The sequence below is a fragment of the Abiotrophia sp. genome, assembly GCF_057275535.1.
This window is the reverse complement of record NZ_DBHIRJ010000005.1, coordinates 1-11563: the sequence shown is the minus strand read 5'-3', so window position 1 is coordinate 11563 and position 11563 is coordinate 1. Positions and strand designations below refer to the sequence as shown.

At 47.4% G+C, this 11563-nt stretch carries 9 protein-coding genes; 2 read left to right on the top strand and 7 right to left on the bottom strand.

All coding sequences use genetic code 11. The features are described 5' to 3' along the window. Nucleotides 1-305: 305 nt before the first annotated feature. Complete coding sequence (locus tag ACO53F_RS04870; RefSeq protein ID WP_485137525.1) at nucleotides 306-704, bottom strand: hypothetical protein; 399 nt, start codon at nucleotides 702-704, stop codon at nucleotides 306-308. A 495-nt stretch (nucleotides 705-1199) separates the two neighbouring features. Between ACO53F_RS04870 and ACO53F_RS04865 the strand changes: the two genes are divergently transcribed. Then, a complete protein-coding gene (locus ACO53F_RS04865) occupies nucleotides 1200-2033 on the top strand; it encodes an AraC family transcriptional regulator (RefSeq protein ID WP_303765229.1) in 834 nt (277 codons plus the stop codon). A gap of 57 nt (nucleotides 2034-2090) precedes the next feature. On the opposite strand, the gene ACO53F_RS04860 is transcribed toward ACO53F_RS04865, so the two are convergent. Further along, nucleotides 2091-4058 (bottom strand): alpha-galactosidase, encoded by a 1968-nt coding sequence (locus tag ACO53F_RS04860; RefSeq protein ID WP_485137524.1) that lies wholly within the window; start codon nucleotides 4056-4058, stop codon nucleotides 2091-2093. Between the two features lie 296 nt (nucleotides 4059-4354). On the opposite strand from ACO53F_RS04860, the gene ACO53F_RS04855 reads away from it, so the two are divergent. Then, entirely contained in the window at nucleotides 4355-5698 is a 1344-nt protein-coding gene (locus tag ACO53F_RS04855) for an APC family permease (protein ID WP_485137523.1), read from the top strand. 37 nt (nucleotides 5699-5735) lie between these two features. Here the strand turns inward: ACO53F_RS04855 and ACO53F_RS04850 are convergent, their stop codons facing one another. The 5 genes from ACO53F_RS04850 to ACO53F_RS04830 all read right to left on the bottom strand — a co-directional run bounded on the left by ACO53F_RS04850 (nucleotide 5736) and on the right by ACO53F_RS04830 (nucleotide 11517). After that, complete coding sequence (locus ACO53F_RS04850) at nucleotides 5736-7292, bottom strand: ClC family H(+)/Cl(-) exchange transporter (protein WP_485137522.1); 1557 nt, start codon at nucleotides 7290-7292, stop codon at nucleotides 5736-5738. Nucleotides 7293-7349: 57 nt separating this feature from the next. After that, nucleotides 7350-8825 (bottom strand): HAD-IA family hydrolase, encoded by a 1476-nt coding sequence (locus ACO53F_RS04845; protein WP_485137521.1) that lies wholly within the window; start codon nucleotides 8823-8825, stop codon nucleotides 7350-7352. Nucleotides 8826-8867: 42 nt separating this feature from the next. Further along, nucleotides 8868-9917, bottom strand: coding sequence for a Gfo/Idh/MocA family oxidoreductase (locus ACO53F_RS04840; RefSeq protein ID WP_485137520.1), 1050 nt, complete (start codon nucleotides 9915-9917; stop codon nucleotides 8868-8870). 210 nt (nucleotides 9918-10127) lie between these two features. Beyond that, nucleotides 10128-10727, bottom strand: a complete 600-nt coding sequence (locus ACO53F_RS04835) for a GNAT family N-acetyltransferase (protein ID WP_485137519.1) — start codon at nucleotides 10725-10727, stop codon at nucleotides 10128-10130. Continuing rightward, nucleotides 10720-11517 carry an epoxyqueuosine reductase QueH gene (locus tag ACO53F_RS04830; RefSeq protein ID WP_485137518.1) on the bottom strand — a complete coding sequence of 266 codons (798 nt, stop codon included), beginning with the start codon at nucleotides 11515-11517 and terminating at the stop codon, nucleotides 10720-10722. Before ACO53F_RS04830 ends, ACO53F_RS04835 begins: the two co-directional genes overlap by 8 nt. Nucleotides 11518-11563 lie beyond the last annotated feature (46 nt).

Genomic DNA, 11563 nt, shown 5'->3' with positions numbered 1-11563 from the left:
GATTCCAAGCACCCCTAAGCCTACTTCTAGACTGGTCAAAACTAAATCCAGTCGGTAGCCTCTTTTGAAGATTGTCGTATCATGATCTTTCCACGCAATCATCAACCAATAGAAAGCCAATAGGCGTCCAACATATACAAATCCTAATAGCAATGAGTACAACAATAAAACTAATCCTGTTATCAGCGTTAATACTCGCAAAACAGTGTACAAGATCATGTAAAGGTTAAACTCGGACTGGCGCCCCTTTTTACTCTTGTCAATCAATGCATGTGCCTCCTTAACTTACAATTTAGCTTATATTATTAGTCTGAATCAAAGCGAAGCTTGGCTATAAAAAGCACTGCCCACACTATAATTGGAGTTATAAAAATCAAAAACATTGGTGCATAGGATAATGCCAAAATTACGAATGGCCACGCCACAAGTAGCCCTACCACCCAAACCGAAAGTTCAAGTACTGACAAGATAGTATCTAGGATAAAGCCATAGTTGAAACGGGGTCCATCATTGGTTTTCCAACCTGTCATCAACCAATAAAAGGCTAGTAGACGACCTAAGTATACTAACCATATGATTGGGAGTTCTTTGACATTAACTAACATATGAATTCCTGTTACGAGAGTTATCAGCCTCAAAGCCGTATAGATCTTCATATATCTTTCAAAGCCTGGTTGGTGGCTTTGCTTGACTTCTTCTGTCATTCTCCTTACCTCACAGTCTGAACTAAACAGCCTAATGCCGTTAGGACTTTAATTAATAGACTATTAATATGGCATCATTATACCAAAGTTCTCGAAGCTTGGTAAAGCTTTCACCTCATTCATTCTTGCTAGATTTTATCTTATACACCCGATAAAAACTTGATAAATCAACATTTCATCTACTCACACCTTGTATTTTATCAACTTTCTGCTGACTTTCGGATTTTAACTGTTTCGTCCCACTATATTTACTACAAAACTTCTGGTTATATCCTGGCAATGAACTTTACTAGTCAATAATACTTGTCACCGTCTCAGCATTTGTTAAGCCTAAGCCAACTCATAGATATGAGAATATTTGGCTTCTCCATTCGCGTCTCCAATTCTAACTTAGCTACACAAATTTTCATCATATACACAACATATCTAAATTGACTATCTGAGCTAACTAGCATTATAATAGTATTACAACTTCTATCAGACGAGGTGATATCCATGTCCGAGCAAGAGTTTTACGTTTTCCATAATATATCTTCTGTTGATCTCTACCCCATTCAGTTTGGCAAGGAGAAGTGTGACCCCTGGCATCATTATGGGCCAACCCTGACCCATAATTACCTCTTCCACTACATTCTGTCGGGGCGGGGAAGCTTTCTTGAGAATGAGAGGCACGAGGCCATTCAACTGGGGCCAGGCCAAGGCTTTCTCATGCCCCCTAACACGGTCTGTTCCTATACGGCTGACCAAGACGATCCCTGGACCTATTGCTGGATTGAGTTCAATGGACTCAAGGCTGCTAATTTCATGCGCCAAGCAGGTTTGAATGCTAACAACCTAATCTTTACGCCTCATAAGCCCATGATTATCTCTAGTATCAAAGACACCTTGGAGACCATCATCCGCAACCACTCCCAGCATGAGTCCTTTCTGATTGCCCAGCTCTATCTCTTAGTTGATCACCTGATTCGCTTTTCTAAGCACAGTCCTCAGCAGCGTCCTAACGAGATTCATTCCTTCTATATTAGAGAGGCCATCCACTATATCCAGGACCACTATATGGACAACCCCAGCGTGGATCAACTGGCAGACATCTGCCACCTCAACCGCAATTACTTCACCCGTCTCTTCAAGCAAGAGCTCCAAATGACACCTTCGCAGTTCATTTTGACCTATCGTATCAACCAATCCTGCGAGCTCTTGGCTTCAACCAATCGTTCCATTCGCGACATTGCCGAGCAAATCGGCTACAGCAATCAGTTCAACTTCTCTTCGGCCTTCAAACGTGTCAAGGGTATGACGCCTATGGAATGGCGTCGACGTTATCGTTAGCCGAGGGTATGATGACATACAAAAATCCGCACTCAATTAGTGCGGATTTTTTACATTCTAAGTTCTTGAGCCAACCATGGGATCAGCATAGGTCAGTTGATAGATGACCAGTTCCTGAGGCGCTAAAGTAGCCTGCCAAATATGCTTTTCCGTCCGTTCCAAGCTTGCTCGCCCTGCGACCTGCATGAGGGTCTGGAGCTCGCCATCCCCTAAAATATAGGTTTGAGGTTGAGCTGTCGGATTACGTAGTGACAGAATGACACGACGCCCGTCATCGCTTAGGCAGCGGTAGCCATACAGCCCCGTATGGTCAGCCGGCTTATGGCCGATAAAGCGACTATTCTTAAGGCAATCGTCATAGTTATCCTGTACCCAGCGAATGGCCTCGGCATTAGCACGCCAACGCTCATGATCGAAGAGATCGTAGGAGTAATAGCACTCCCAGAAGGCATTGCCGCGCGTCCCAATAAAGTAAAGGTAGTCACGGAATTCACTGACACTGGCCTGGATAGGATGGTCTAAGAGGCCTGCAGTTGCCCGATGAGCAAAGATTGGCTCATGGTTATAGAAATATTTCTGTGGCACTTGAATACCTCGCTCGCGAATGAAGGCGTGATAACGATCATCCCGGTAGGTCATCATGCGAGCCAAATCGGTCTTCCCAAGTGAATCGTAGCCTGTATCCTGAGAAACTTGAATCCAAAGGCTATTGACATAGGCTAGCCACCATGGGCTTGGATTGACGTAAGAGGTTAAATTCAGCCATAGGTCTCGCTGCGCCCCTTTTTCATCATGGTCTTGGGCATGTTTTTGACGATAGGCGGACCGTAAGTTCTGGAAAAGCTTAATCAAACGTTCGTAGGTTGCGGTCATCTGGTGCATGCCATGGGGACCAGAGGCATCATCCTGAGCAGGCTCAATCAAAAAGCCATCTAGTTTCCAATAAGACAGGTCATACTGGTCCTGATAGGCTAGAAGCTTAGCTTCTAAGGCATCCAAATAGGCCGGGTCACCCACATTGACATCTTGAGTCCGCTCATTTTTAGTCCCTAGGCCTAATTCTGGATGAGCCTTGAGCCAATTGCTCATGGTCAGCTGCGTGCCACCATAGCCACCCCGCGGCCCCATCCAAAGGCCAAGCTGGCCGCCATAGCTGGCCACTTGGTCCTTAATGCGCGAGAGGCCAAGCGGGAATTTCGCATTGAATTCCCAAAAGCTCTCATAATTGGCCCAGCCGTCATCCACCACATAAGTATCCAGTGGCACCCCATAATCACTGAACCCCGCCCGTATGGCGGCAAAGGAAGTCATGATTTTGTCCTCGTCAATGTCCAGCATATGGTCGTACCAGGAATTATATTGTAGGCGGAAGTGGTTGGGTAATGCAATGCTATCGATATAAGCGAAAAAGGCTTGTTGGATGCTTGAAAATTCAGGGCTTGCTGCTGACCCTATAACCGTCGCATGCAAATTCACTGGCTGATCTGAAGTCACCTTTCGCCCTAGATAGTAGCGGGACCAATAGCGGCCATGTTCTAGGCGGTTCTCTGCTAGGGGAAATTCCATCCCTAAGAAGAAACTATTGGCGTAGACTGGCTGGCCACAGGCCACATAGTAGCCACTAAATCCTGCCATCTCAGGAATTGCCTCTTGTTCCTTTGGTGGATAAAACTTGGCATCCTCCTGGAAGGTCATGGCCGATAAATCTAGGAAATTAATCGCCTGTTTAGCCTCTAAGAGGCTAACCTTGCATTTGAGGTAACCGTCTGTTAGCTCATAAATCACCTTGACTCGCGCTAGGTCACCTTGGTAATCTACCTGAATGGCTTCTGCGGTCTCCTTCTCAAGTTGAGCTTGCATCTGGCTAGCGGCTAGTTCCCCGCCCTCCTGCCAATGGATGACAAAGGGCTCACTCTCACTTAATGCATAGGTCTTTCCCGTCTGTCTATTGGTCAGCCGGTCTAAGTAAAACTGTTGATGATTGCAGACAAAATGTCCGATAAGCGTTTGGCTTTGGAGTTCCATACGCCTCTCCTCCTCATAAAAGTAATCATACTTACCTAATATAATTGTAAGCGCCTAGCAAATATTTTTCTATCTTATTTTGCTACCTTCTCTATGTGCGCCTTGGTCACTAAGACAATTCCAGCATATATTTAGTAGTTTTCGCACATATCATGGTCATACAATATCCAAGTAGCCCGAACGAAACTCATCCAATTCTCATTTTTTTGCCACTTTATTCAAATTCTTCTTGTGCGCCAAGGCCTAAACGCGTATAATGTAGAGTAATTCATCTTTGATATTAGGAGGTACTATATATGAATCAACCAAAAAAAGCCTACGGCCTCTTAACAGCTGTAGCGATGATTATTGGGATTGTGGTCGGTTCGGGGATTTACTTCAAGGCTGATGACATCCTGACCTATACGGGTGGTAGCCTAGCCTTAGGCTTACTGGTCCTATCCATTGGGGCCAGCAATATCGTCTTCGGTTCCCTATCCTTGTCAGAATTTGCTAAGCTAGAGACTTCAAGTGGTGGGGTTGTGGCTTACTTAGACCGCTTTATTTCTTCTCGCTTAGCGACTGGCTATGGTTGGTTCTTAGCCTTCGTCATGATTCCAAGTGTGGTTGCTGTTGTGTCTTGGGCTTCTGCCATCTACACCGGCGTACTCTTCAATCTTGACCTGAACCTAGGTCAGCAAGTGCTCTTAGGTATGGCCTATACCCTCTTCTTCATGGCCTTGAATGTCCTCTCTCGTGTCCTCGGGGGTTATTTCCAAACCCTGACCATGTTCGTCAAGATGGTGCCCTTGGCCCTAATCGTCTTTGCTGGCCTCTTCTGGTCAGCACCCGCGCCAAATCTTCCAGCTGGTGTTTCCGCAATTGAACCGAGCAATGTGGGCTTAGGTTGGCTATCGGCCCTAGTTCCCCTGGCCTTCACCTATGAAGGTTGGAACTATGTCGTGACTATTGCACCCGAACTCAAACACCCAAAACGTGATTTGATTCGTGCCTTCATTATTGGCCCGCTCATTATTCTCTTGACTTATTTGCTCTTCTTCTATGGCATGGTCCGCATTTTGGGGGCAACTTTCGTACTATCAACTGGTGACCAAGCCATCACCTACGCCCTAACTTCACTCTTAGGTGAACGCGCTGGTAACCTAATTCTAGTCGTGGTGATTATCTCCATGCTAGGGGTCCTCAACGGCCTCCTCTTAGCGGGGATGCGTCTACCGCAGGCCTATGCTGAAAAAGGCATGTTACCAAAAGGTCGCTTGGAAGAGATTCACCCTAAATATCAAGTATCCGTACCTTCCGCCGTTCTCTTCACTGCTATTACGATGGTTTGGCTCTTAATCCATTACCTAACACAAAAATTCGGCCTTATGGGCAAGGGCGATGTCAGCGAAATTACCATTGTCTTCAACTACATCTTCTACATCATCCTCTATCTTCGCGTCATCAAACTCAATCGCGAGGGCTTGGCTAGCAATCGCCTGACCAGTCTTTTTGCTCCTGTGATGGGGATTATCGGGGCTGCTCTGGTCATTGGTGGGAGTTTGATTTCTTCCCTTCAAACTACTTTGGTTTTCAGTTTACTCTGCGCCCTAGTGATTTTAATCGGGTGGTTTTACTCTAAACGCCAAATGAAAAACTAATAAAAAGGCTGAGACGCTGTCTCAGCCTTTTTTATTATTATGAATCTTGCGTCGGCATGGCTAGTTGGGTCATGGCTTGATGCATATTGCCCACAATGCCTTCATCCGTCACCGCAATCAGAATATCGCCTGCCTGCAGGACCATTTTGCCTTTGGTGATGTATTCTTTCTCACCTCGGCGGATGGTAGCAATCAAAACATCTTCAGGCCAATGAATAGCGGCTACCTTTTGGCCCACTAAAGGACTGTCAACGAAAATTGGCACTTCAAAGGTTGTCCGTCGACCTGTCTTGGCTAGATCCTCTTGGTGCAGCATTTTTTCAGCTAATGCCTCATAAATTGGGGGCATCTTAAGAGCTTCCGCAAGAAGGAAGGCAGATAGGACCACTACCGCTAGTGGCATGAGTTGGTTGAGCCCACCCACCATTTCGCTAACTAGAAGTAAAGCCGTTAGTGGGGCTTTCCCGATAGCTGCAAAGCCCCCTGCCATAGCGAAGAAAATAAAGCAGAGTAAGAGTTCCTGATCCATGCCGGTAACATTGATAATAAACTGACCGTATAAGGCACCTACCAAGGCACCTAGAGACAAGATAGGCAGGAAAATCCCACCTGGCAGGCCAGTCCCATAAGAAACCATGGAAAATACAAAACGTACCAGAAGGATAAGAGCTAACACTAAGAGTGGCGTCTTAGTCTTAGCTAATTCTAAGATGAGCTCACCACCTCCACCTAGAATATGGGGTGCGACTAAGCCAATTGGAATAATCAGCAAGCCAGCCACAATACCATAAAATGGTGGTTTAACCCAAGGCACTAATTTTGCATAAAGCCGTGGCAAAGCAAAGGTGACGCGTTGGTAGCACCAGCCAAAAAGTGCTAAGAAAACCCCCAAGACTACCAAATAACCGTAATAGGCGACTGGGAATTTAAGATGATTGCCTAAATCAAGAGCTGGATGATTGCCAAAAGCATGAAGGGAAATAAAGTTGGCCGTCACCGTTGCCGTCAAAGTCGTCAAGGCAACAGTCGGACTGAAACTATGGTGGACCTCCTCCAAAACGAAGAGCAAGCCCGCAATAGGGGCATTAAAGGCCGCCGCTAGGCCGGCCCCTGCCCCACTGGAAATCAGGATATTTTCTTGGACACGATTGCTCTTGGCTGCCTTAGCCACCCCATGTCCAACCGCTGAACCCAGCTGAATGGATGGACCCTCGCGACCCAGGAAAAGACCGGACCCAATGGCAATACCACCCCCAACAAATTTCTTCCAGAGAATTGGCCACCAGTTGAGGGTTAGATGCCCTTGAAGTTGGAGCTCTACCTGGGGAATCCCGCTGCCCTTGATATAGGGTTCACTCCGGACAATCAACCCCAGAACATAGCCTAGGACTAGGGTCCCTGCAATATAAGGTAAAATTAGCCATGGATTAACCTGCATGGCCTGATAGGCTGACACAATCCATGACAGGACAGCACCTATCATAAAGCGGAAAGCCGACACAATACACCCCACTAGCCCCCCGACTAAGAGCCCCGCTAAGACATAGCGTGTCTTATTGCGGCGAGCCGCAAATTCTTGAAATCTCCTACGCATACTATCACCTCTTCTAGTGAATATTATAGCAAAAAATTGAGGGGCTGTGGTAAAAAATTAATTACTCATATCCAGTCCTTGGGTCACACACCAGGCTTGAACATCCTCAATCACCCCATCCGCCATCTGACGGAATTCCCAATCATCGACCTTGAGGACATAGCGATAGATGCCCTGGGCCAATTGGAAGGATAGACAGGCATCTAGCAGGGGGCTTGGCTCTTGCAGGGGCAGGATCTTGCGGTAGCCCGCTAGGAAGGCTTGGCGTTCTTCTGTGGACTTGACTTCACGTAGCCAGAGCTTCCCTAATTCACGCCAGGGAATATCGACCACAAGACGCTCAAAGTCAATGATCACCCACTCATCTCCCCTACGCTTGAGGTTACGCCAAGAGTAGTCCCCATGTAGAACAGCTTGCGGAAGACTGGCATACTCCGCATCGATTTGCTCAAAACGAGCTTGGAAAAAGTCATAGAGGGGTGCCAGCCTTGCCGCTTCAGAGCTGCCTAGTAAATCCTGGTGCCAGCTAATTATTTGCTGGCTGAGAGGCAGTTGACGCCGCAAATAATCAGCTAAAGGTGCTAGCTTCAAATGCGTTTTGGCTAAGAGCTCACCCATTTGGCCTAAGTCTTCCAGGCTTGGCGTCACCACTGGGGCTAGTTCCTGCCAGTCTTGAATGAGAACATGGCGTCCCTCTAAGACCAGATCCGCGACATACCAATCGGGCCAGATTGCCAGAAGACCTAGCTTATCCCGCTTAAACTTGTCTGCTTCGGCATAAACTTTGACAAAATAGCAACGCTGGTACTGAGGTAAGTCGGCCCGAAAAACCGCGTTAAGCGATAGATGGTCCAAGGGTGTCAAATGAGCCGACAAACAAGCCGCTAACTTAGCCTGAAATTCCGGTGTGACGGGGCCATCACTAGGCGCAAACCAATCCAGAATATCCTTTAACTGCGTCATGACGCGTTGCTGACTAGTCTCTGCTCCGATAAAGTTAATGCTTCCTACACCGGCAGCTAGCGCGCACTCAATATCTAGTTCGCGGTCACCAATATAGTAGGTTTGAGCCGGATCCAATTGATATTTATCTAAGAGATAGTGAACCCCTTGAGGGTCAGGCTTACGCTTAAAACCTGCTTCAATGGTAATGACTTCATCGAAATAGTCAGACCACCCCAATCGTTCCAGAACTTGGAAGGCTGCCTTGTCCTTATGGGTGTAGACAAAATGCCGATGGCCTGCTTGCTTCAAGCTAGCTAGTGTGGCATCCGCCCCTTCCATGGGGCCAATCTGCTCGTCCCGACCAGCGGTCGCTTGTTTAAGTCTGGCCACAAAAGGGTCGCGGTCCACCTGGCCAGAAGCCACCAGATTGGCAATGAGATCACGGATGGAATAATCAATAATATAGGATGCTACCACATCTCGGTCGAAACTGAGTCCGAAGTCGCGATAGGTTTGGGCTAGCGCCTCTAGGGTATGGGGATAGGAATTAATGAGGGTCCCGTCCAGGTCCCAGATAAAGTTGGCCATGGGCGACAACTCCTTTTCTTGAATTAAGTTATTTGCTGAATATTAAGGTGCGGCTTGCCAACTGGCCTTGAGACTAGCAATGCCAGCCTCTAGTATTTCTAACTGCAGTAGGGTCTCTTGCGGTTGAACGCGACGGGGGGCACCTTCTCTGAGCGTGGCATAGAGGGCCTGATAGACGCGGCCATAATCGCCCCTTTGGCTCTGAATGGCTTGTCGGACTAGGCGCCCCTCTTGATCCAGACTAGACAGAATGCCATAGTGCTCAGGCCTATCCAAACCAAAATCAGGCTGGTCTGGCATATAGAAGGCCTTGAGATCTTCCTCCTGGCGGTCCTTGCTTGCCTTGATAAAGGAGCCCTTACTACCATAAAGTTGGAAGGAAGGCCGTTCCTCTAGGCGGAAGTAGGAGGATTTAACAGAAACCTTGAGGGGACCATAATAGAGATCCAGGTCGAAGTAGTCATTCATCCGATTGGGGCCTAAGAGAGAGCGAACATCATAGACCACCCGGTCAGGTCGACCAAAATAGGCAATCACTTGATCTAAGGTGTGGCAGGCGTGACTGTAGAGAAAGCTTGAATTGAGAGTAAACCTATCTTGTCCTTGCGGAACTTCTGGCCGATAGTAATCAAAGTGCATTTCAACTTCCAGCAAATCACCCAACTTGCCCGACTCGATGACTGCTAGACTAGTTAGGTAGTCCGAATCATAGCGACGATTTTGATAGCACTCTAGGTGTAGGCCTAATGCTTCCGCCAGGCCAAAGAGCTCGCGCGCCTCTTGGGCGGTCGCTAAAAAGGGCTTCTCACATAAGACGTGTTTGCCTGCTAGAAGGGCCTGTTTAATATAGTCATAGTGGGAGTCTAAGGGCGTCGTGATGACCACCAAGTCCACTTCTGGGTCTGCTAAAATAGCCGCCAAGTCCTGACTATAGTGGATATCTGGGCGTTTGGGCCAAGCAAAGTTAAAATGCCGGACATAGATGCTTTTGACCCGAAACAAATGGGGCAGTTGGTCGACAAAGGGCAGATGATAGCGGTTGGTGCTCTTGCCATTGCCGATATAGGCCAGAGCGAGGGGCTGAGTGGTCATAGCATTGCCTCCTTAAGCTAGTGACGATAAAATAGTGATTGCTAGGCTAGCATAAATTACTGATTACTTCTATTATACGCAATGAGGGGGGCTATCGACAAGCGCTTTCCATTCCTGGCTCGATAGACAAAAACAAGGCCAGAGCTTGCACTCTGACCCTGTTTTCCTGGCTAGTACTCTAGCACTATACAGTACCGGTTCCATTTTAGCTTATGCGTATGAACTGCGCTCGCGCCGGCGAGCCCAGTCTGACTTAAGTAGGCCATAACGTAAATCATCGATACGGACATCATCCAACTGATGTCTGCCCCGCAAACATGCTTCTAGGGAAAAGCCACATTTGCGTAGAACCGACTGACTCTGTTCATTACTGCTATAGCAGGATGCCTCTAATTTGTAGAGATCCAGTAGGCCAAAAGCCACCTCGATAAAGGCCGAAACAGCTTCTGGTGCAATGCCCCGCCCCCAATAAGTGGGATGCAGTACATAGCCAATCTCTAAGATATCTGGCCCCAGACGATTAATAAAATCAATGGAGCCAATCACTCGGTCAATGCCCTTGAGGGTAATGCCATAACCAATCGGCACCCTGCGATAACTCATTTCTTGAGGAAAAACTTGGGTAAAGTAGGTAATTTCTTGTTCTAGACTCCGAATGCGCGGGAAACCCGCGGCCTGAGCCACGGTATCCAAATGAGCATAAGCAAACATATCTTCTGCGTCCGCCAAGGTCCGCTTGCGCAGGACTAGGCGATTGGTCTCCACGCGCGGCAAGTGGTTGTCCACCACGCCACCAAATATCTTAATCATGGTTTTCTTTGGCCTCCTTCGCCTTGCTCCTGCCAAAGTTAAATGAAATCTTGTCCCAATTCTCGTGCTTATCCTTGAGATAAGCCAAGGCTTCCTTATTCACCTCCCGTAAGTCCACTCCTTGTTGCTTGGCTGCAAAAACACAGCCACAGTAACACTGGCGATAGACATCGTATTCGCGGCACATGACGATTGAACGCTCATAGCCTTTATTTTTCTTAAAGTCACTTGGTAAGTAGTTAACATCATAGAGTTGTTGAACCTCTAGCCCCAATTCATTAATGAGCTGACTGTTTTTCTTAGGGGATAGGGTCAGAGCCGAACCAAAGTAGTCATAGCCTAATTCTTGGGCCACTTGAGCCACCCGGTCTAGTCGCATATTAAAGCAAGCCGAGCAACGCTCGCCCCCCTCTTCTTCTTCAGCCAATTGATGGAACATGACCATACGCGTAAAGACTTCTGGCCGGTATTCATCTTCAATAAAGCCAGCCTGATGACCAGTCCTTTCATTGAATTGGTCGATGAAGCGCTTCTGCTCATGGGCTCGACGCTGATACTCAGACTTAGGATGAATATTGGAGTTAGAGAAGAAGATGGTCACCTCCGCGTGCTGGCAGAGGAATTCTAGGGTGGAAGTCGAACAAGGTGCACAACAAGAATGCAAGAGAATGGTTGGCTTGTCTTCCTGGGCCTCCCATTTAACAATCATTTTGCGTAAGACCTTGTCATAGTTAATGGTCTGATTCTTCAGACGTCGTAAGACTTCTTCTGCGTTAATCTTAGCGTGCATGGCCTCATCTCCTTCCCATCTTTATCTACCTATAGTATACCATAAA